Source organism: Enterobacter sp. MGH 33 (assembly GCF_000534535.1).
In the GTDB taxonomy this organism is placed as follows: Bacteria; Pseudomonadota; Gammaproteobacteria; order Enterobacterales; family Enterobacteriaceae; genus Enterobacter; species Enterobacter hormaechei_C.
The window spans coordinates 261880-281452 of the sequence record NZ_KI973212.1 but is presented as its reverse complement, the minus strand read 5'-3'; the positions used below and the strand labels follow the sequence as shown (position 1 = coordinate 281452).

The following is a 19573-nucleotide window of genomic DNA, read 5'->3' as shown; positions in this document are numbered from 1 at the left end:
CCGGGGAGGGTCCTAAACGAAAAACCCCGCCCGGTTTGCGCCGGCGGGGTTTTGGATTCGTGTGTTGATCCAGTCCCTACGGCGCATTGCCGACGACCACCACCACACGCACGACGACCACTGCGGCAGGTTGCGCAGTTTTTAGTAGGGTCGAAGTGAAGATGGATGAAGTCATTGGGGACCTGTGTTTGGAATCATTGATTGAATTTATACAAACACAGGTTTTCGGATGTGACAATGGAAATATTTTCATCTGCGCAAAAATGCGTCAGGGATCACGTTTCAGTACGTTGCTCGCTCATTCCAGGTGTCACTATAGATGACATTGCCGTCGCAATGCTTCCAGATGATTTTCTCGTAGCGTATGAGAACCGTTTCAAGGTGGGTTCCGGTGTTTGCGCCGGGATACAGGTCTGGTGTGATTGAGGTTATTTTCACATTCTCCAGGAAGATATTAAAATACTCCTGTTCAAAACCCGCCTCATTAATCTGATACATCTTAATAGTGGCTGACTTGAGCGTTCTTCCCGTACTCAATGTGCGAAAGAGAAGCGGGGTTACACGATCAAATTCTTTTTGAAACATGATGGGCATGTGTATACGCGTACCCGTCAATTTCCCGGTATTCCCGTCGACCGGGACGTTGACATTATGAGTGAACGTTTTAAGTTCAATTGCACCTTCACGCCCTGACACAAGGCAAGGGCCAACCATGGGAGAACCATTTTCATCTGTTAAAAACAAATAAGCTGGGTTTGACATAAAAATCCTTTTAATAACATTTAATCGTATTTATCAAAGTGGCCAAAAATCATCGGGTGAACAATAATAAACACAACGATAGCAATGAATGTTAGTAAGACCCAGTGGTCAGGTACCAACCACAGGAACAAAGAGGCGCACGCAAAAATATAAACAGGGAATAAAATATCCGTAAATAGAATTGATAACAGACTTTTAAACATGCTCCTTGCCCCTTAAGTCTTTATAAATTGCATCGAAATCCTTATAGAATCCCAACTGCACCTTCTTAATGAGTTCAGACAGGAAAGGCTCAAAAAAGTAGTAAAGCATCTCCAGTTGTGCGGCATAGAGGGTGGCGTAATATTTAGGGTTCAGTGTTTTCAGGCGACGAGCAGCAAGAGCGCACTTCTGTTCCGTTCCAATCAATTGAAGCGCCATGACAACGTTAGGTACGCGGCGTGCAAGCCGTTCGACGACGATTTCAGACAGCAGGCCAGATTCGGAAAGGGATTTGGCCAGACCCCATGCTATCGCTAAACGCGCGGCCTTGCTGGTCGGTATGTTATTAACAAGCCCGGTTACTTTTGAATCCATCTTACGAACGCGATTGTGTTCATTTCCATTTTCAGAATCGGAAATAACACTTTCAAAATAAAGATATAGCATGTGTGCTATTACATCGCGATAACGGTAAAGCGAGAGAATTGAGAGGTACATTCTCTTTTCTTCTGAGAGAAGCTCGTCACACACATCGTGATAGCTGGGGATTAAGCATGATGAGTACCAACTTACACGCTCAATTCCTGAGTAAATATCAGAGCCGATCCCCTGTAATGCTTTCCATGTCCCTGCTACGCCCTGCTGTCCATAAATAGCCAACTGCCTGTCGCTTTGGAACTTCATCTTTAAATAATCAGATGCCTGCATAATGTATCCATACTATGCGCGTGGTTATAGATAGTACAATGAAAAATCGAATAATTCAAATTAGGGAGGGTTAACCCCGCAAATATTTAAGAAAAATATAAATTAGTTCATTATTATTTACTGCAATTATAGTCGATACCATTTTTTCACTTTCAGAAGAGTATTGATGTCTGGAATGAGTTTATGTATTGAGAGACGTAAACTTGTATAAGTGGCCTAGAACCAGAACCACTGCTTATTAGAACTTATTAAATTAATCATTGAATCATACTGCATGCCAGCCGCACCCATTGCCAATAAGTCAACAAGCACCTTTTCTGGGCTGCCCTGAAAACAAAAAACCCCGCCTAAGCGAGGTTTTTATCAGGGTTTTGCGGTTGGTTGCCGCAGAACACACTGTGTTACGTCAACGCGAAAAGTATACGCGATCGAAGACGAACGCGCAATTCCGGCACGGATTTTGACGTTTTTGAGTATGGATCGCCTTCCAAATTTTGTCCATAAAATACTGTTCATACATACAGTATTTATCTATACTGAGGGTGTTCGCAGTGAGCGAGGGGGCCGCAGTTTACCGGCGCAACGAAGTCCTGGCTGAAACGGGTGGTGCCGTCAGTGCCTTAACCCCTGAAGTGAGCACACTGTGTTACGTCAATCCAGGTGCTGGCCACAGGCGGCGGAAAGGTACGCCAGCATCGTGCTCCTTTTAACCAAAAGGAGACGCGTATGAGCGTCGTGGATATGGTCATACTTGTCCTCAAACTCATTGTTGCTGTATTGCAACTGCTTGATGCTGTCCTGAAATACGTTCGGTGATTCAGGTTCAAGTCGCACCTGAGAGGGGCGGGCAACCGCCCCTCTTTAATAACGAGGGAATGCTATGTCGCGTCTGTTAATTGAGCCCGTCACGCCCGATGAACCCGGGTATATCGCCCTGAAGGCGGAGAGTATCGCGTTGAATTTCAATATGCTGCGCAGGCTGGAAGAGAACTGGCAGCGGGGTGAAAACCGCTTTAACGCGCCGGGTGAAAAACTGCTGGGGGCGTTTCTTAACGGCAGGCTGGTGGGCGTGTGCGGCCTTAATCGCGATCCGTTCAGCCAGCAGCCGCGCGCCGGACGTATTCGTCATCTCTACGTCAGCGAAAAGTGCCGTGGGCAGGGCATAGGCAAACAGCTTTTGACCGTGGTGATGGCGGATGCCAGCATCTGGTTTGATTTTCTTAATACCCATGCGCCGGAAACCGCGTACGGATTTTACCATCGGGCGGGCTTCAGGCTGGTGTCAGACGAACCCCGGGTGACGCACCGCCTTTTTTGCGCAGTGTAAGCGGCTGGCAGCATCGACGGGTGAATGTTACAGTTGGATGACATTTCACCAACCGATACGCCATGACCATCACCGTTTTCTGCATTTTACTGTTCGCCGCACTGCTGCATGCCAGCTGGAACGCCATCGTTAAAGCCGGAACGGATAAACTCTACTCGGCGATCGGAGTCAGCGGTTCAGCCGCGCTTATTGCCCTGATTTTACTGCCCTTCTCTCCTCAGCCAACTGCCGCAAGCTGGCCATATTTGTTCGTCTCCTGTGCGTTACAGGTGGTGTACACCGTGCTGGTAGCGAAGACCTATCAGGTCTCTGACATGAGCCAGACCTACCCCCTTATGCGCGGGACGGCCCCTCTGCTGGTGGCGCTGATCAGCGTATTGGTGCTCGGGGATCATCTCTCCTGGCTTGCCTGGTCCGGCATTGGGGTCATTTGTCTGTCGATTCTGGCCATGGCGATGAACGGCCGCATGCAGTCACGCAAGGGGATCTGGCTGGCGCTGCTGAACGCCTGTTTTATCGCCGGGTATACCCTGGTGGACGGCACCGGTGTGCGACTCTCGGACACTGCGCTGGGCTATACGCTCTGGACCTTCTTCATGAACGGTTTCTGCCTGCTGAGCTGGGCAATGGTGGCACGGCGTCGCGAAGCGTCCAGCTACCTGCGCCTGCACTGGAAAAAAGGGCTGCTCGGCGGCGTCGGGACGATGGGATCTTACGGTCTGGCACTCTGGGCGATGACCCAGGCACCGCTGGCTGTGGTCGCGGCACTGCGTGAAACCTCTATTCTCTTCGGCGCATTAATCGCATTTGTGCTTTTAAAAGAGAAGGTTGCCGGCCTGCGCATCGCGGCGGCACTGGGTATTGCTGCCGGTGCGGTCCTGCTGCGCCTGGCGTAATTCGCTGGCAACATTAGTTGCCAATCTTGTTTACAAATCCTGCCTTCACGCCTTCTGTCATTCATCACAGTAATGCTTAAATTGTCATCTCTCTGTGGTAGATTCCTCGCGCATTTATGGGAATGCGTAGTCACTTATTCTTTATTTATCTCTTTTGGCAAAAGTATTCAGCGACATGAAAAAGCAACGGAACGTGAATTTATTGTTGATGCTGGTGTTACTGGTGGCCGTCGGGCAGATGGCACAAACCATCTACATTCCGGCGATTGCCGATATGGCAAAAGATCTGAGCGTCCGCGAAGGTGCAGTCCAGAGCGTGATGGCAGCCTATCTGCTGACCTATGGCGTTTCACAGCTGGTTTATGGTCCCCTGTCCGATCGCGTCGGGCGTCGTCCGGTTATTCTGGTGGGCATGAGCATTTTCATGGTAGCGACGGTGATTGCCATTACCACTCACAGCCTGACCGTCCTGATTGCCGCCAGCGCCCTTCAGGGCGTGGGCACCGGCGTTGGCGGGGTTATGGCGCGTACCCTGCCGCGTGATATGTACCAGGGCACACAGCTTCGTCACGCCAACAGTCTGTTAAATATGGGTATTCTGGTCAGCCCGCTGCTGGCCCCGCTGATTGGGGGTCTGCTGGACACCGTCTGGTCCTGGCGCGCCTGTTACGCCTTCCTGCTGGTGCTGTGCATTATTGTCACCTTCAGCATGGCGCGCTGGATGCCGGAAACCCGCCCAAAAGACGCGCCGCGCACGAAGCTCATCGCCAGCTACAAAACGCTGTTCGGTAATGGGTCCTTTACCTGTTATCTGTTGATGCTAATCGGCGGCCTGGCGGGAATTGCGGTGTTTGAAGCCTGTTCCGGCGTGCTGCTGGGCGCAGGCCTTGGCCTGAGCAGCATGGTGGTGAGTATTCTGTTTATTCTGCCGATCCCGGCGGCGTTCTTCGGCGCATGGTTCGCCGGACGTCCGAACAAGCGTTTCTCCACGCTGATGTGGCAGTCGGTGATCAGCTGTCTGCTGGCCGGGCTGATGATGTGGATCCCGGGGCTGTTTGACGTGATGTCGGTCTGGACGTTGCTCATCCCGGCGGCGCTGTTCTTCTTCGGCGCGGGCATGCTGTTTCCCCTCGCCACCAGCGGCGCGATGGAGCCGTTCCCGTTCCTCGCAGGCACGGCAGGCGCGCTGGTGGGCGGTTTGCAGAACATCGGTTCCGGCGCGCTGGCCTGGCTTTCGGCTATGATGCCGCAGACCGGGCAGGCGAGTTTAGGCTTGCTGATGACCCTGATGGGGCTGCTGATTTTGCTGTGCTGGCTGCCGCTGGCGTCGCGTGTCTCGCATCACGAACAGCCGGTTTAACCGCATGATGGCCCGGCTTCTCGCCGGGCTTTTCACAGACGGGCGCAATCATCGCCTGCAATAGCCGCTCTGGGGCAGGCCGCCACGCCCCCTCTTCCCCGTCATAAAACTGAACATCGGCGTTTATCGCATACGGGATGTTGGCCTGTTGCAGCTCGCACGCCATAAACGTGGCAAACGCCATCTGCGAGGCGGTTGGCGTCAGGCTTTTCGATTCGCCCACCCCCCAGCCGCCAACCCAGCTCACATGCCCGGTTTTTTGTTGCCAGTGCAGCGCGGCGTTGATTCGGTTACGGATAGCCGCTTTCTCAGCCGCAGTTCCGGACGTCCACGGGTATTTACCGTTCGTTTTCAGCGGGCCCCAGGGGAAAATATGCCACTCCGCCAGCAGGTAATTCTGGCTGTGCGCGGGCAGCTTCAGGCTGGATAAATCCTCCGGCGCGGCGCGCAGACGAGGGGCGATAAAAATCATGCGGCTGGCATCAATGGCGTGAATGTCTTTGATCGCTTTCTCATACACCCGGTTGAGCGAAGCAACGTTGTGGTTGAGCTTGTCCGCCGGTTCGTAGATCAGGTCAAAGCCCAGCAACGGCGAGCGCTGACCAAAATAGTGCGCCACGGCAATCCACCAGTTAATCACCTCTTTTTCGGTATCCGCTTTCGGGTCGTTTTTATATTCATCGGCCTGATAAGCGATGATGGGGATGACGCCGTATTGCTCGCAGGCCTCCACCAGCTTACGCAGGTGAATCAGCCGCGCTTCCGTCGGTTCGCCCGCCACCCGAATACGGACATGGTGTATGCCTTTCGCCTGAAAATCACGGACCACCAGCGGGTCGAACTCGCGGATACCGCGCTCGGTGCGTGCCCAGTCGACATCCATTCCGACGCCCAGCATCTGCGCGTAACGGGCAGCCGTCAGCGGCGGCTCAGCGGCAATCGCCCAGCCGGAAGAGAGTAAGATCGCAGTGGCAATAAAAGGCTTTAACACGGTTTACCCTGGATAAATCAAAAGCATTACCTGTATTTAGCACGCTTTTTCACATTTGGTGTAGAGCGAAAGCGTAATAATTCTTCAACCCGCCAGCTCTCTTAGCCAGCCGATAAAGGCGTCAATTTTCGGCCACTGACGGCCGGGAAGCGTTGAGACGTAATAATGCTGATGGCACTTGAGAGTTTTCCCATCAAAGGGTGCGATCAACTCCCCTCGTTCGAGACGTTTTTGCACCAGCCGCTTTCTCCCCATCGCCACCCCCACATTATTCATGGCCGCGATAATGGCTAAATCAGAGCGATCGAAGCCAATACCCGATGACAACGGCATATTCGCCGCGTAATGCTGCGCCCAGCTCAGCCACTCATCCGTACCGGAATCATTGCTCCAGGCCTGACGGTCGTGCAGTAACGTGCAGTGGCTGAGGTTATGGGGGTTTTTCAGCAGTTCATGCTCCCGGGCATACGCCGGCGAGCAGACGGGCAAAATCTCTTCATCCATCAAAAAGTGATGAGAAAGGTGGTTTGGCGGCGTATCGTCGAAATAGAGCGCCAGATCGATGCCGGTTCGCTGCATGTTGACGTAATCATTACCAGTCAGAATAGTAAGTGAAATCGACGGGTAGCGGCGGGTAAAATCCCCCAGCATCGGCACCAGCCAGCACTGGGCGATCGACGGCCGGGAGTACACCGTTAGCGTACCTGACAGCGCCTGGTTTTTAATATCCAGGATCTCCTGATTCAGGGTGTCGAGGGACGATTTCAGCGTCCAGTAAACGCGCTTGCCTTCCTGCGTCAGCTCCACTTTACGGTGTGAGCGGACAAACAGCTGAATGCCCAGCTCCTCTTCCAGCAGGTTTATGCGGTGGCTCACCGCGCTGGGGCTGAGCGACAGCTCCGCCGCCGCCAGCGCGAAGGACTCATGCCGGGCGGCCACTTCAAAGGTGTACATTTTCGACAGTTGCCAGCCGTTTAACAGCCGGTTTCTGCCTTCATTCGCATCGGTCATCACAATTCCCACACGTAATTTCTGCGTTCAGCATACCGCTCAAGAATGAATTTATGTGAACCTAATACGAGTTAAGTGCGCTTTTTAGAACACAGTCACTCAGTTGATCCAATCTGGCTCATCTGAACGCCAATTTATATCGTTTGTCAGCCCACGCCGTTTTTTCGTCCAATACCCCCAGATGACATAAGGGTGAGGTGAGATATGGGATCTCAGGTCTGGGTTGTGGCAACGCTGCTTGTCAGCATCGTATTGATTGTTTTAACCATCGTAAAACTGAAGTTTCACCCGTTCCTCGCGCTGCTGCTGGCAAGCTTTTTCGTCGGCGCGATGATGGGGATGAGCCCGCTGGATATGGTGAACGCCATTGAGAGCGGGATTGGCGGTACGCTGGGCTTCCTGGCGGCGGTTATCGGTCTTGGCACTATTCTCGGCAAAATGATGGAAGTCTCCGGCGCGGCAGAGCGCATCGGGATTACGTTGCAGCGCTGCCGCTGGCTGTCGGCGGACGTGATTATGGTCCTGGTCGGCCTGATCTGCGGCATTACGCTGTTTGTGGAAGTGGGCGTGGTACTGCTGATCCCGCTGGCGTTTTCCATCGCCAAAAAGACCAACACGTCGCTGCTCAAGCTGGCCATTCCGCTCTGTACCGCACTAATGGCAGTGCACTGCGTGGTGCCTCCGCATCCGGCCGCGCTGTTTGTCACCAATAAATTAGGGGCGGACGTCGGGACAGTGATTGTCTACGGTCTGATGGTGGGCCTGATGGCGTCTCTGGTTGGCGGCCCGCTGTTCCTGAAGCTGCTCGGCGATCGTCTGCCCTATAAGCCGGTTCCGGCGGAATTTTCAGACCTGAAGGTGCGGGAAGAACACACGCTGCCATCGCTGAGCGCCACGCTGTGCACCGTGCTGCTGCCGATTGCCCTGATGCTGGTGAAAACCATTGCCGAGCTGAACATGGCAAAAGAAGGCACGCTTTATACCCTGCTGGAGTTTATCGGCAACCCCATCACCGCGATGTTTATCGCCGTGTTTGTCGCCTACTACCTGCTGGGGATCCGCCAGCACATGGGCATGGGCGCAATGCTGACTCATACGGAGCACGGCTTTGGCTCTATCGCCAACATTTTGCTGATTATCGGTGCGGGCGGCGCGTTCAACGCCATCCTTAAAACCAGCGGTCTGGCGGAGACGCTGGCGCATATTCTCTCGAACTTGCATATGCACCCTATCCTTCTCGCCTGGCTGGTGGCACTGGTGCTGCACGCCGCCGTGGGTTCGGCAACGGTAGCGATGATGGGTGCCACGGCGATAGTAGCGCCGATGCTGCCGCTCTACCCGAACGTAAGCCCGGAGATCATCACCATTGCCATCGGGTCCGGCGCTATTGGCTGCACGATCGTGACCGATTCTCTCTTCTGGCTGGTGAAGCAATACTGCGGCGCGACCCTGAATGAGACCTTCAAATACTATACGACGGCGACGTTTATCGCCTCGGTGCTTGCACTTGGCGGCACATTCCTGCTTTCTTTCATTATCTGAGCGCGAAGAGACGTATTATGGAAAACGCAACTATCACTACTTTAACCGCACAGTTTCCTCTGGTTGAGGATCTGATTGCCCTGAAAGAAACCACCTGGCTTAACCCGCGCACCACGACGCTGGCGGAAGGATTGCCGTATGTCGGGCTGACCAAAGCCGACGTGGACGACGCGCACGCGCGCCTGAAACGCTTCGCGCCGTATCTGGCGAAAGCGTTCCCGGAAACGGCGGCAACGGGCGGGATTATCGAATCCGACCTGGTCGCGATCCCGGCGATGCAGGCGCGGCTGGAGAAAGAGTCCGGTAAGGCCATTCCAGGCACGCTGCTGCTGAAAAAAGACAGCCATCTGCCGATTTCCGGCTCGATTAAAGCCCGCGGCGGAATCTATGAGGTGCTGACCCACGCGGAAAAGCTGGCGCTGGAAGCCGGACTGCTGAGCGTCGAAGACGACTACAGCATCCTGCTGGAGCCGCGCTTTAAGGATTTCTTCAGCCAGTACAGCATCGCCGTGGGCTCAACCGGCAACCTCGGGATGTCCATCGGCATTATGAGCGCCCGCATTGGCTTTAAGGTGACGGTGCATATGTCCGCCGACGCCCGCGAGTGGAAGAAAGCCAAACTGCGCAGCCACGGCGTGATCGTCGTGGAATATGAGCAGGATTACGGCGTGGCGGTGGAACAGGGACGCAAAGCGGCGGAAAGCGATCCGAACTGTTTCTTCATTGACGATGAAAACTCCCGTACGCTGTTCCTGGGCTATGCGGTGGCGGGCGAGCGCCTGAAGGCGCAGTTTGCCGAGCAGGGCCGCGTGGTGGATGCCGATCATCCCCTGTACGTCTACCTGCCGTGCGGCGTCGGCGGTGGCCCCGGCGGCGTGGCGTTTGGCCTGAAGCTGGCCTTTGGCGATAACGTCCACTGCTTCTTCGCGGAGCCAACGCACTCACCGTGCATGCTGCTGGGCGTTTACACCGGGTTGCACGATGAGATTGCGGTGCAGGATCTGGGCATTGATAACGTGACGGCGGCGGACGGTCTGGCGGTAGGACGTGCCTCCGGCTTCGTGGGCCGCGCGATGGAGCGCCTGCTCGACGGGTTCTATACCCTCTCCGATCAAAGCATGTACGACATGCTCGGCTGGCTGGCGCAGGAGGAAGGGATTCGCCTGGAGCCGTCGGCGCTGGCGGGGATGGCCGGGCCGCTGCGCGTGCAGGCGGATGCCAACCCCACGCACCTGGTCTGGGCGACCGGCGGCGGCATGGTGCCGGAGGATGAGATGGCGAAGTATTTAGCTAAAGGGAAGTAATTATGCCGGGTGGCGGCTACGCCTTACCCGGCCTACAGTTCGCGGCAGTTGTAGGCCCGGTAAGGCGCAGCCGCCACCGGGCTTATAAGCTCATAATTTGCTGAATGTGAGTAACTGCAAAGAGTAAAGACAGAGATAGCACAGCCAACGCAATCAGGAACTTATCCCGCACCGCTTTCGGCTGCGCAAAGTCGTTCTGCGCCACGTCCATCAGGTTACGGCTGCGGGTGTAGCGCCATAAAATGACGGCTACCAGCGCCAGCACAACAATGGAGATCCAGAATGGCGCCCCCGTGCGGTGCCAGTTGTGCTTAATGGCAAGAGCGATCAGCGCGCCATACCCCAGCAGCGTGCGCAGCCAGGCCAGCGAGGTTCGCTCCGGCTGAAGCCCGGGGTCCGCTTCCCGCCGTGCTTTGCGGCTATCCGGCATACAACACCAGTAACATCACTACGCCCGCAACCATCAGCAAAATCGTACTAATGATGAGCAAGCCGCGCGTGTAGGGGAGATCCTGCTTCAGACGCATCGCCTTTTCATTTCTAAGCCAGCGCAGATAGCCATAAATCGCCAGCACACCGGCAATCAGGCACAGCAGCAGGGCCAGCACTTCGCGAATCAACGGGGTGGCAAAATCGGGGGCGAGCTGATCAAGACCGACACCTGCGGCCAGAAAGCCCAGGGCGGTGCGGATCCACGCTAAGAACGTGCGTTCGTTAGCCAGTGAGAAGCGGTAGTCCGGTGCTTCACCGAGGCGGGAAATGTTCATGAAGGTTCCTTGTCGTGCTGCATGCAGGCTTCAGCATAGCGTAATTCAGCCAGGACAAGGAGACCGGCATCTGGCGATGCCGGTCAGGAAAATTAATGCAGTTCCGGCCAGTACTCTTTGTTGGCTTCAATCAGATCGTCCAGAATCGCCTTCGCCACCGACGCGCTCGGTACGGTTTTCGACAGGGTAATCGCCTGCCAGAGTTTCTGATACGAGCGCTGCTCCCAGGCGTCCACCACCAGTTTTTCCACTGCCACCTGCTGGCTCATGAGCCCTTTCTGGAAGTGCGGAATATCACCAACGGTCAGCGGCTCCGGTCCGTTGTGGCCGACCAGACAAGGGATTTCTACCATCGCGTCGGCGTCAAAATTATGGATAGCCCCATTGTTAGGCACAATCAGCAGCATGCGTTCCTGGGTATTAAAGGCGATCGCGGTCGCCAGATCGACGATGTACGACGCATGTTCGTCGATTTCCAGTTCACCGGCAGAAGAATGACCGGCTTCGATAATCGCCCGGCATGAACTGAATACATGCTTCTCACGGTGATCCATCACTTCATTGGCGCGGGTACGCTCCGGGTTGGAATGGGCGACCACATAGTCCGGGAACAGGTAATACTTCAGGTAGGTGTTCGGCATGGTGTCCGGATCCAGCGCCTGTACGTCTTTAGCCTTGGCGAAAGTATCATTCCAGCTCGCTTCAGTATGCGCATCTTCCGAAGGCGGAACATAACCGTTTTTCGCCACGTATTCGCGCAGTTTCGGCATCAGATCGTTGCCGTTCAGATCTTCAATCGACGTCCACCAGCCGAAGTGGTTCAGACCGTAGTAGCGCACTCGCATCTCTTTGCGGTCTTTCAGACCGACGATTTGCGCCATACGTCCTTCAATGCCGATCGGCATGTCGCAGATGTTGAGAATTTTCGCGTTCGGACGCAGGCGGCGCGTGGCTTCCGCGACAATCGCCGCCGGGTTGGAGTAGTTCAGCATCCACGCGTTCGGGGAGTACTGTTCCATGTAATCCACCAACTCCAGCACGCCGCCGATGGAGCGCATGCCGTAGGAGATGCCGCCCGGCCCGCACGTTTCCTGGCCCAACACGCCGTGGCGCAGCGGGATTTTTTCATCTTTTTCACGCATGGGGTATTTGCCCACGCGAATATGCGCCATCACGAAATCCACATCGGTAAAGGCCGCTTCAGGATCGGTGGTGTAACTAAATTCAATCTCCGGCGCCTGCTCCTTAAGGATGATTTTGCACGCCTCGGCGATGATCTCCTGACGTGCTCCGTCATTGTCATAGAACTTCAGCGCACGCAGCGGGAAACGGTCACGGTTGGCTAACAGCATCAGGACGATACCAGGCGTGAATGTACTGCCGCCGCCTGCAATAACAACTGAGAATTTTTTCATGATATAGCCTCTGTCAGAGTGGTTTGTTCGTTTGTTAAAGGGGTTTTCATCAGCGATTCCAGCTGGTCGCGCACCTGAGGAACGTGCAGACCGACAATCACCTGTATGCCGTTGCCGCGCCGCACCACACCGTGTGCGCCCAGGGCCTTGAAGACGTCATCGCTTTGGGTTTTCGTCATATCCACCAGGGCGATACGCAAGCGGGTGGCGCAGTTATTGATACTTTCGATGTTTGCTGCGCCGCCGAGCGCCTGTAAGAACCCAGCAGCCTGCCCGACCTGCTGGCTGGCTGCCGCCGGGGCGGTGGTTTGCCCGCGCGCGGCCTTATAGTCGGCTTTGTTGTAGAGTTTGATTTCGCTCTCTTCCCGGCCCGGCGTTTTGAGATTCAGACGTTCGATAAGCGTTCTGAAGACCACGAAGTAGATCCCGGTGAAGCAGAGGCCGATGCCAATCTGGGTGAATACCGTCGAGGCGTGGTTATGGAACATCGGGATCCAGTTTTGCGGCAGGAACTGGTCCAGCAGACCGCCCCCCATGTTCCCCACCACCCCGAAGGTATACATCACCGTCGCCATCGTTGCGGCCAGCACGGCGTGGATGGCAAACAGCAACGGCGAGATAAACAGGAAGGTGAACTCCAGCGGTTCGGTAATGCCCACCAGCACGGCGGTAAGCGTGGCCGGGATCAGCAGACCTGCCACTTTGACGCGGTTCTCCGGCGACGCGGTATACCAGATAGCCAGCGCAATACCGACTGAGCCAAACACCTTAGAGTTGCCGTGCAGCGCGAATCCGCCCTCCGGAAACAGCGTTTTCAGCGGCACAGTGCTCTGGCTGAATTCCTGAAGGTGCTGTGCCCAGTAGACCTGAATGCCGCCTTCTACCGCAGCCGGGCCGAAGATAAACGGGCCGTAGACAAAGTGGTGTAATCCGGTTGGGATCAGAATGCGTTCCAGGAAGGTATAAACCCATACGCCCAGCGCGCCAGCGGTACGTAGAAAGGCCTGCAACGACTCAATGCCCATCTGCACTTTCGGCCATCCCAGCAGCGTCAGCCAGGCGCAGGGGATCATGACGAAGAACGCGAGGATAACGACAAACGAGGTGCCCTGGAAAATCCCCAGAAAGACCGGCAACGGCTTGTCGAAAAATCGGTTGTGGATGGCGGTGACGAGCCCGGAAATGATAATCGCCCCGATGATGCTGGTATCAAGCGTTTTGATTCCGGCAATCATCGCCAGCCCGCTGCCGGCAGTGGGTTCAGCAGAGAAGTCGACGCCAAAGAAGTGACCCCAGGTCATCCCCATCGCATTGATAAAGTAGTTCCAGGTCAGGAAGCTAATCAGCACCGCCAGACAGGCGCGGCCCTGCGCCTGCTTTGCCAGGCCAATCGGTAAGCCGACAGCAAAAATCAGCGGCATATTTCGGAACACCGCCCAGCCGCCCTCTTCGATGATGTGAACAATTTGCGCGAACAGATTATCCGGCGCGGTTAAGGCCTCACCGACAAACAGCGGATTGCGAAGCATGATGGCGATCCCAACCACGATCCCGGCAAAGGGAAACAGCAAAACCGGGGTGAACATGGCGCCGCCAAAACGTTGTATTTGACTGAGCATTTTTAAATCCTCATGAAACAACCTGTAGGGGATAGAGGCCTTTATGGTTTTTTACTGGCCTGAGGTGAGCATAAGAACTTACTGATGCAGCAACATGGTATGCCGCTGCGATTCGTGATCGCATTCATGGTTTTAATTTGACCAATCAGGTCTACTTTTTAAAATAAAAATAGACAAGTTAAGACGTAATCCACGCCATGATGTGCGCAGAGAGGTCTACTGGTGATCTACAAATCAATTGCCGATCGGCTGCGGCTGCGGCTGAATTCCTCGGACTACAACATTGGCAGTCCGTTACCCGGAGAAAAAGCGCTGGCAAAGGAGTTTGGCGTAGCCCGGATGACCATCCGCAAGGCGCTGGATCTGCTGGTAAGCTGGGGGCTGGTTGAACGTCGACACGGCAGCGGGACGTTCGTAGCGCGCAAAGACGTTCATCATGAAACGACTAACCTGACCGGGCTGGTGGAGGTGCTGCGCCAGCAGGGGAAAGAAGTGCAGAGCAAGGTGTTGCAGTTTGAAGTGATGCCCGCGCCGCCCGCTATCGCCAGCCAGCTGCGGATTCAGGTTGATGAGCGGATCTATTTTTCAAGGCGGGTGCGTTACGTGGACGGAAAACCGCTGATGCTGGAGGACAGCTTTATGCCGGTGAAGCTGTTCCGCAATCTTTCCCTGGCGCATCTCGAAGGGTCTAAGTTTGATTACATCGAGAAGGAATGCGGGATCACCATCAGCGGCAACTACGAGAGCCTGACGCCGGTGCTGGCAGATAAACAGCTGGCCGGTTATATGAATGTGCCGGAACAGACGCCGCTGCTGCGCATCACCTCCCTTTCCTACAGCGACAGCGGCGAGTTCCTCAATTATTCCGTGATGTTCCGGAACACCAGCGATTACCAGGTGGACTACCATCTGCGGCGCATCCACCCGGAAGACTTGTTAGCCCATCCCCCAGAACAGCACCGCCAGTAGCTGCGGGGTGATGATGCGCAGAAACATCACCAGCGGATAAACCGTGGCGTAGGACAATGCCGCCGCGCCGCTGGTGGCGTGCAGGTTGTTGGCGAACGCCAGCGCGGGCGGATCGGTCATGGAACCGGCCAGCATGCCGCACAGCGTAAGATAGTTCATTTTAGCGAAGATACGTGCCAGTAATCCGACTGTTATCAGTGGGATAGCGGTAATAAATATGCCGTATCCTACCCAGCTCATCCCTTCGCCGTTCACCAGAGTATCGACAAAATCGCCGCCGGATTTCAGCCCCACCACCGCCAGAAACAGCACGATGCCTAACTCCCGCAGCGCCAGGTTAGCACTCGGCGGCATAAACCAGTAGAGCTTACCAATGGAGCCGATACGCCCGAGGATCAGCGCCATAATGAGCGGCCCGCCTGCCAGACCCAGCTTCAGTGCCACCGGGAAGCCGGGCACGTACAGGGGGATGGAGCCAAGCATGACGCCAAGCCCGACGCCGATAAAGACCGGCAGCATCTGCACCTGCTGGAGTTTTTGCTGGGCGTTGCCTACCATGTCCGCTACGGCATCAATGGATGAGGGACGCCCGACGAGGTTGAGAATATCACCGAATTGCAGGCTGGCATCCTGGCTAGCCACCAGCTCGACACCGGCGCGGTTAAGCCGGGAGATCACCACGTCATAACGCTCTTTAACCTGCAAATCGCGTATTTTCTTGCCCAGGACTTTCTCATTGGTCACTACCACCCGCTCCACGCGCATGTCCGTTCCACGGGTTGAGAGTGAGGTATCCACCTCCTGACCGATCACCAGCCGGGCATTGTTTAAATCCGCCGGTTGCCCTACCAGATGCAGGAGATCGCCGTGCTGAATAAGGGTATCCGGTGAAGGCACCATCAGCGTTTCATCACGTTTCAGGCGGGAACAGATAATGGTCGCGCTGTTCAGAATGGGAACATCCTGTATCGCCATATTGTTCAGGTTGGGGTTTTCGACGCGAATGTTGATGGTTTTAATGAGCGCATGGCCGTTGGTCAGCGTGCTTTCATGCTCTTTTGCCTCCTGCTCGACGTTAACGCGGAACAGCACGCGCACCAGCCACATCGAGAGCAAAATACCGCAAATGCCAAACGGATAGGCCATGGCGTAGCTCATCCCCATCTGATCGACGACATCAGCAGGGATACCCAGATCGCGCAGAATTTGCTGGCCCGCCCCGAGCGCGGGCGTATTCGTGACGGCGCCGGAGAAGATGCCCAGCACAACGGGCAGCGGAATCGCGAAGAGTTTATGCAGAATGGCGGTAACCAGCCCACCCATCACGACGATGCCGAAGGCAAAGAGATTAAGGCGTAAACCGGAGACGCGCAGGGAAGCGAAGAAGCCCGGCCCCACCTGAATACCGATGGTATACACAAAGAGGATCAGGCCGAACTCCTGGATGAAATGCAGCATATCGGCGCTGAGCACCCACCCAAGCTGGTCGGCAAAATGGCCGACAAAAATCCCGCCGAACAGCACCCCGCCGATGCCAAATCCGACGCCGCGGATTTTGATATTCCCCAGCCATAGCCCCACTACCGCGACAAGGGCCAACACGCTAACGGTTAACGCGATATCACTCATGATCCACATCCTGTGTATAACCATAGTTATGCTAAGGATTCTCTCAGAGCTGACGGCGGTTGTATGGGCGATGGCGCACAAAAAAGCCCTGCCGGGGCAGGGCTTCATGGCATCTGTGAGCGAGTCGGGTGGCGGCTGCGCCTTACCCGACCTACAGGATCGGCAGGTTTGCCACCCGGCAAAAACGTGGTTTAGCTGTTCAACGCCGGGCGTTCGCTAATGGCGATGCGCTGAGGCGCAATGGCTTCCGGCACGTTACGGGTGAGGTCAATGTTCAGCAGCCCGTTAGTGAACGTCGCGCCAGAAACTTCCATATGGTCTGCCAGGGTAAAGCTCAGGCTAAACGGCTGAGTGACAAGCCCCTGATGCAGCCATTTGGTCTCGGTGTCTGGTTTTTCCGGTGACCCTTTCACGGTCAGGCGCGTACCCTCAAGCTGGATGTCGAGATCTTCCTGGCGGAACCCGGCCAGCGCAAGCGTGATGCGGTAGTGGTTATCATCGCTTTTTTCGATGTTGTACGGCGGAAAGGTCTGCTGTTCGGTTGCGCTTTGCAGCGCGTTAGCCAGTTTGTCAAAACCGATCCACTGACGCAGCAGGGGGGATAAATCGTAGTTACGCATACTAAATCTCCTTCTGAGAAGCGAGTGCGGCACAGTTTAATTTTGTGCACAGTTGTACCTGCAAACCCTTGCGGATTCGCATATGCTCCCGTTACGGCAAGCAAGTTCGGGTGGGCCGCTCACGCGACCCGCGTAATTAGTTGATTTCGATACGACGCGGTTTTTTCTCTTCCGGAATCACACGTTCCAGTTCGATAAACAGCAGGCCGTTCACCAGGTTCGCGCCCTTGACGTGGATGTTCTCAGCCAGCTGGAACTTGCGCTCAAAGTTGCGCTCTGCGATGCCCTGGTAGAGGTAGGTTCGTTCTTTCTGCTCGGCCGTATGGGAGCCTTTCACCACCAGCAGATTGTCCTGCGCGGTGATCTCCAGTTCGCTCTCTGCGAAACCGGCAACAGCAATCGCAATGCGATAGTGGTTTTCGTCAACCAGTTCAACGTTGTAAGGAGGATAGCCGTTGCTCTGGCTCTGGTTGTTTTCTAAGTGGTTGAACAGACGATCGAAACCAATGGCAGAACGGTATAGCGGAGAGAGATCGAAATTACGCATGGATAAATGCTCCTGAAATCAGCGAGAAAATGTAGCCTTCCACCATGGACAGGCTTCTGCTTCCCCGAACACCCATCAGGCGTGTCCGTTATCGGGTTACATTCTTAAAATGGGTCTGGATACGGCCTTTTCAAGACTGTTGATGTGAGATTTTTTTGCACTTTGCTGGTTGTCGCATAGACTCAGGGGCACAGCACAAAGGGTTAAATTGCGATGACGACCACAGTGCGGGAGTTTTGAGCTATCCATTTTGGACGCGCCTCGCTATAACCCTGAGTTGCAGGTCAATGCCGTGCTACTAAAGATGACTGAGTGATGATGAGAAATGTTCTGATTAAGCTGGCGTCGTTCAGCGGGGTTGTTTTACTTTGCGGGTGTTCGAGCGTGATGTCGCACACCGGCGGTAAAGAAGGAACATATCCGGGGACGCGCGCCAGTGCCGCAATGATCTCTGATGATGAGACAAACTGGGGTACCAAATCTCTGGCGATTCTTGATATGCCGTTTACGGCGGTTGCCGATACGCTTCTGCTGCCGTGGGATATGTTCCGCACCGACAGCTCAGTGCGTTCGCGCGTTGAGAAAAGCGAGCAGGAAAAGCTGGCGACCAATTCCGTCATCCCGCCCGCAGAGATGCCTCCACGCTAATTCTGTGCGGTTTCCGTTAGCCACAGCTGGCGGAAACCGTCCTTCTCTTCCATCCATGCAATAAATCGTCCGTCCGGGGAAAACACCACAGCGTCAGCAGACGGCGGATTGCCGTGATCGGACGTCAAAAACGTCACCTCTCCGGTCTGCGCATCGCAGCAGGCAATACGGCCTGCAAGCACAAATCCCAGCCCGTTGCCGGAAGGATGCCAGTTAAAGGCCGACTGAATATCACGCTCAGTGTGGGTCAGCTGACGCGGCTCGCCGCCCTCAGGGGAGATAAGCCACAGCTGCACAACGCCGTTATCGTCCCGCATTAAAAACGCAATCTGCGTCCCCTGCGGATTGCTGCGCACCCAGTGGCGCGGTACGTTCACCAGCCCCGGATACGCCTTCTGATGGGTGAAGGTTAAGCGACGTTGCGTTACGCCCGCAGGCGGCGCGGGCATTGTATCAGGCGTTCCCTGCAACGGCGCATCGCCCGCCCGTTTCCAGCCCTGCTCGTCTTTGGGGAGATCGACAATAAACAGTTCGGGCACTTTCTCGCCTTTCGCAGACACCGTATCGCCGATAAACGCCAGCCTGTCGTTGCCCACCCAGCCCTCTTCATAGGCGCGGTTTACCTCATCGCTGCCCGGTTTCGGGTTCGGCGTTGTACGGCTTACCAGTACGCTCCAGAAGGTGCCGGCATATTCCCGCGGATGGTTCCCCTGTGGGTTTACTGGGCCAAAAGGCGCCGCCACCCCGACGTTACGCAAATCCAGCTGCGGATCGCGCGCGTGCAGCACATGGTCGTTGTAGGTAAAGCTGACGAACTGCCCGTTCGGGCTAAAAACGTGGACGTGGCTGCCGCCACGCAGCGCGCCTGCGGTGTAAGGCGCGGTGATATCCATCGCATCAAGATTGCTCACCTGACCATTGTGCGCAATCACCCCCTGACGATGGTGAAAATCATACTGCCAGTCTGCATCCGGGTTTTTCGGGCCGTGGATAAAAACATATTTGTCCTGCGCCGGATGAACGGTTACCACGCCGACATGCGCGCCGTCAGTCGCACGGTAGATCGCCTCAACCTCGCCCGTACTAACATTGACCCGCTCAATGGTTTCACCGGTAAACGACGCGCCGGACGGGCGGACATCATAGACAAGCCACTGGCTGTCTGGCGTCCAGGTGTTGATGTTGGTGAGCTGGTGGTTGCGGGAAGCGAAGGTGATTTGTTTCATGAAAATACCCTGATGCGCGGTTATCGCATCA

20 protein-coding genes, 1 pseudogene and 1 other annotated feature are annotated in these 19573 nt (G+C 55.4%); of the genes and pseudogenes, 8 read left to right on the top strand and 13 right to left on the bottom strand.

Annotated features, from left to right (window positions below; all coding sequences use genetic code 11):
* Positions 1 to 76 precede the first annotated feature (76 nt).
* The 3 genes from ivbL to L379_RS22495 form a co-directional block, all read right to left on the bottom strand.
* Entirely contained in the window at positions 77 to 175 is a 99-nt protein-coding gene (ivbL, locus tag L379_RS25755; RefSeq protein WP_057979964.1) for an ilvB operon leader peptide IvbL, read from the bottom strand.
* A gap of 107 nt (positions 176 to 282) precedes the next feature.
* Positions 283 to 762 (bottom strand): Hcp family type VI secretion system effector, encoded by a 480-nt coding sequence (locus tag L379_RS22485; protein ID WP_032652041.1) that lies wholly within the window; start codon positions 760 to 762, stop codon positions 283 to 285.
* A 195-nt stretch (positions 763 to 957) separates the two neighbouring features.
* Positions 958 to 1671: a hypothetical protein gene (locus L379_RS22495; protein ID WP_032652039.1), complete on the bottom strand. Its 714-nt coding sequence runs from the start codon at positions 1669 to 1671 to the stop codon at positions 958 to 960.
* A gap of 726 nt (positions 1672 to 2397) precedes the next feature.
* Here L379_RS22495 and tisB point away from each other — a divergent pair.
* From tisB to emrD, 4 genes are all read left to right on the top strand, one after another.
* Positions 2398 to 2487: a type I toxin-antitoxin system toxin TisB gene (gene tisB / locus L379_RS26410; RefSeq protein ID WP_017383683.1), complete on the top strand. Its 90-nt coding sequence runs from the start codon at positions 2398 to 2400 to the stop codon at positions 2485 to 2487.
* A gap of 64 nt (positions 2488 to 2551) precedes the next feature.
* On the top strand, positions 2552 to 2998 hold the full coding sequence (locus L379_RS22500) for a GNAT family N-acetyltransferase (protein ID WP_003861064.1): 447 nt from the start codon (positions 2552 to 2554) through the stop codon (positions 2996 to 2998).
* 62 nt (positions 2999 to 3060) lie between these two features.
* On the top strand, positions 3061 to 3894 hold the full coding sequence (locus L379_RS22505) for a DMT family transporter (protein ID WP_015570117.1): 834 nt from the start codon (positions 3061 to 3063) through the stop codon (positions 3892 to 3894).
* 175 nt (positions 3895 to 4069) lie between these two features.
* Complete coding sequence (gene emrD, locus L379_RS22510) at positions 4070 to 5254, top strand: multidrug efflux MFS transporter EmrD (protein ID WP_015570118.1); 1185 nt, start codon at positions 4070 to 4072, stop codon at positions 5252 to 5254.
* Here the strand turns inward: emrD and L379_RS24700 are convergent.
* Both L379_RS24700 and dsdC read right to left on the bottom strand, forming a co-directional pair.
* Positions 5160 to 6245: pseudogene (locus tag L379_RS24700) on the bottom strand (cellulase family glycosylhydrolase); the annotation flags it as partial. The gene emrD and the pseudogene L379_RS24700 overlap by 95 nt on opposite strands.
* Positions 6246 to 6329: 84 nt before the next feature.
* Entirely contained in the window at positions 6330 to 7256 is a 927-nt protein-coding gene (dsdC, locus tag L379_RS22515; protein WP_023302824.1) for a DNA-binding transcriptional regulator DsdC, read from the bottom strand.
* 204 nt (positions 7257 to 7460) lie between these two features.
* Between dsdC and dsdX the strand changes: the two genes are divergently transcribed.
* Together dsdX and dsdA are read left to right on the top strand one after the other, a co-directional pair.
* A complete protein-coding gene (gene dsdX, locus L379_RS22520; protein ID WP_032652037.1) occupies positions 7461 to 8798 on the top strand; it encodes a D-serine transporter DsdX in 1338 nt (445 codons plus the stop codon).
* A gap of 17 nt (positions 8799 to 8815) precedes the next feature.
* Positions 8816 to 10102 (top strand): D-serine ammonia-lyase, encoded by a 1287-nt coding sequence (dsdA, locus tag L379_RS22525; protein ID WP_015570121.1) that lies wholly within the window; start codon positions 8816 to 8818, stop codon positions 10100 to 10102.
* Positions 10103 to 10184: 82 nt separating this feature from the next.
* Here the strand turns inward: dsdA and L379_RS22530 are convergent, their stop codons facing one another.
* The 4 genes from L379_RS22530 to L379_RS22545 all read right to left on the bottom strand — a co-directional run bounded on the left by L379_RS22530 (position 10185) and on the right by L379_RS22545 (position 13903).
* Positions 10185 to 10532 carry a DUF202 domain-containing protein gene (locus tag L379_RS22530; RefSeq protein ID WP_017383689.1) on the bottom strand — a complete coding sequence of 116 codons (348 nt, stop codon included), beginning with the start codon at positions 10530 to 10532 and terminating at the stop codon, positions 10185 to 10187.
* Positions 10522 to 10869 carry a YidH family protein gene (locus tag L379_RS22535; protein ID WP_003861080.1) on the bottom strand — a complete coding sequence of 116 codons (348 nt, stop codon included), beginning with the start codon at positions 10867 to 10869 and terminating at the stop codon, positions 10522 to 10524. Before L379_RS22535 ends, L379_RS22530 begins: the two co-directional genes overlap by 11 nt.
* A gap of 92 nt (positions 10870 to 10961) precedes the next feature.
* Positions 10962 to 12284, bottom strand: a complete 1323-nt coding sequence (locus L379_RS22540; RefSeq protein ID WP_015570123.1) for a 6-phospho-alpha-glucosidase — start codon at positions 12282 to 12284, stop codon at positions 10962 to 10964.
* A complete protein-coding gene (locus L379_RS22545; RefSeq protein ID WP_017694019.1) occupies positions 12281 to 13903 on the bottom strand; it encodes an alpha-glucoside-specific PTS transporter subunit IIBC in 1623 nt (540 codons plus the stop codon). Before L379_RS22545 ends, L379_RS22540 begins: the two co-directional genes overlap by 4 nt.
* A gap of 222 nt (positions 13904 to 14125) precedes the next feature.
* Here L379_RS22545 and L379_RS22550 point away from each other — a divergent pair, with 222 nt between their 5' ends.
* Entirely contained in the window at positions 14126 to 14872 is a 747-nt protein-coding gene (locus L379_RS22550; RefSeq protein WP_017383690.1) for a GntR family transcriptional regulator, read from the top strand.
* On the opposite strand, the gene L379_RS22555 is transcribed toward L379_RS22550, so the two are convergent.
* The 3 genes from L379_RS22555 to ibpA all read right to left on the bottom strand — a co-directional run bounded on the left by L379_RS22555 (position 14840) and on the right by ibpA (position 17668).
* Complete coding sequence (locus L379_RS22555; protein WP_017694020.1) at positions 14840 to 16501, bottom strand: putative transporter; 1662 nt, start codon at positions 16499 to 16501, stop codon at positions 14840 to 14842. The two genes, L379_RS22550 and L379_RS22555, sit on opposite strands and share 33 nt — an antisense overlap.
* 191 nt (positions 16502 to 16692) lie before the next feature.
* Positions 16693 to 17121, bottom strand: coding sequence for a small heat shock chaperone IbpB (ibpB, locus tag L379_RS22560; protein WP_015570126.1), 429 nt, complete (start codon positions 17119 to 17121; stop codon positions 16693 to 16695).
* A gap of 136 nt (positions 17122 to 17257) precedes the next feature.
* Positions 17258 to 17668, bottom strand: coding sequence for a small heat shock chaperone IbpA (ibpA, locus tag L379_RS22565; RefSeq protein WP_006177605.1), 411 nt, complete (start codon positions 17666 to 17668; stop codon positions 17258 to 17260).
* Positions 17662 to 17736: a sequence feature (ROSE (Repression Of Heat Shock gene Expression) occurs in the 5'-region of heat shock genes and acts as an RNA thermometer to modulate expression.), on the bottom strand. It overlaps the preceding gene by 7 nt.
* A 247-nt stretch (positions 17737 to 17983) precedes the next feature.
* On the opposite strand from ibpA, the gene L379_RS22570 reads away from it, so the two are divergent.
* The gene (locus L379_RS22570) at positions 17984 to 18316 is read left to right on the top strand and encodes a YceK/YidQ family lipoprotein (protein WP_017383693.1); all 333 of its coding nucleotides are present in this window, start codon (positions 17984 to 17986) and stop codon (positions 18314 to 18316) included.
* On the opposite strand, the gene L379_RS22575 is transcribed toward L379_RS22570, so the two are convergent.
* Entirely contained in the window at positions 18313 to 19542 is a 1230-nt protein-coding gene (locus tag L379_RS22575; RefSeq protein ID WP_072202415.1) for a DUF3748 domain-containing protein, read from the bottom strand. The genes L379_RS22570 and L379_RS22575 overlap by 4 nt on opposite strands.
* Positions 19543 to 19573 lie beyond the last annotated feature (31 nt).

Excerpts from the sequence above, each read along its gene's own strand:
- ivbL (WP_057979964.1), bottom strand. The coding sequence starts at position 175 with ATGACTTCATCCATCTTCACTTCGACCCTACTAAAAACTGCGCAACCT.
- L379_RS22485 (WP_032652041.1), bottom strand. The coding sequence starts at position 762 with ATGTCAAACCCAGCTTATTTGTTTTTAACAGATGAAAATGGTTCTCCC.
- L379_RS22495 (WP_032652039.1), bottom strand. The coding sequence starts at position 1,671 with ATGCAGGCATCTGATTATTTAAAGATGAAGTTCCAAAGCGACAGGCAG.
- tisB (WP_017383683.1), top strand. The coding sequence starts at position 2,398 with ATGAGCGTCGTGGATATGGTCATACTTGTCCTCAAACTCATTGTTGCT.
- L379_RS22500 (WP_003861064.1), top strand. The coding sequence starts at position 2,552 with ATGTCGCGTCTGTTAATTGAGCCCGTCACGCCCGATGAACCCGGGTAT.
- L379_RS22505 (WP_015570117.1), top strand. The coding sequence starts at position 3,061 with ATGACCATCACCGTTTTCTGCATTTTACTGTTCGCCGCACTGCTGCAT.
- emrD (WP_015570118.1), top strand. The coding sequence starts at position 4,070 with ATGAAAAAGCAACGGAACGTGAATTTATTGTTGATGCTGGTGTTACTG.
- dsdC (WP_023302824.1), bottom strand. The coding sequence starts at position 7,256 with ATGACCGATGCGAATGAAGGCAGAAACCGGCTGTTAAACGGCTGGCAA.
- dsdX (WP_032652037.1), top strand. The coding sequence starts at position 7,461 with ATGGGATCTCAGGTCTGGGTTGTGGCAACGCTGCTTGTCAGCATCGTA.
- dsdA (WP_015570121.1), top strand. The coding sequence starts at position 8,816 with ATGGAAAACGCAACTATCACTACTTTAACCGCACAGTTTCCTCTGGTT.
- L379_RS22530 (WP_017383689.1), bottom strand. The coding sequence starts at position 10,532 with ATGCCGGATAGCCGCAAAGCACGGCGGGAAGCGGACCCCGGGCTTCAG.
- L379_RS22535 (WP_003861080.1), bottom strand. The coding sequence starts at position 10,869 with ATGAACATTTCCCGCCTCGGTGAAGCACCGGACTACCGCTTCTCACTG.
- L379_RS22540 (WP_015570123.1), bottom strand. The coding sequence starts at position 12,284 with ATGAAAAAATTCTCAGTTGTTATTGCAGGCGGCGGCAGTACATTCACG.
- L379_RS22545 (WP_017694019.1), bottom strand. The coding sequence starts at position 13,903 with ATGCTCAGTCAAATACAACGTTTTGGCGGCGCCATGTTCACCCCGGTT.
- L379_RS22555 (WP_017694020.1), bottom strand. The coding sequence starts at position 16,501 with ATGAGTGATATCGCGTTAACCGTTAGCGTGTTGGCCCTTGTCGCGGTA.
- ibpB (WP_015570126.1), bottom strand. The coding sequence starts at position 17,121 with ATGCGTAACTACGATTTATCCCCCCTGCTGCGTCAGTGGATCGGTTTT.
- ibpA (WP_006177605.1), bottom strand. The coding sequence starts at position 17,668 with ATGCGTAATTTCGATCTCTCTCCGCTATACCGTTCTGCCATTGGTTTC.
- L379_RS22570 (WP_017383693.1), top strand. The coding sequence starts at position 17,984 with ATGATGAGAAATGTTCTGATTAAGCTGGCGTCGTTCAGCGGGGTTGTT.
- L379_RS22575 (WP_072202415.1), bottom strand. The coding sequence starts at position 19,542 with ATGAAACAAATCACCTTCGCTTCCCGCAACCACCAGCTCACCAACATC.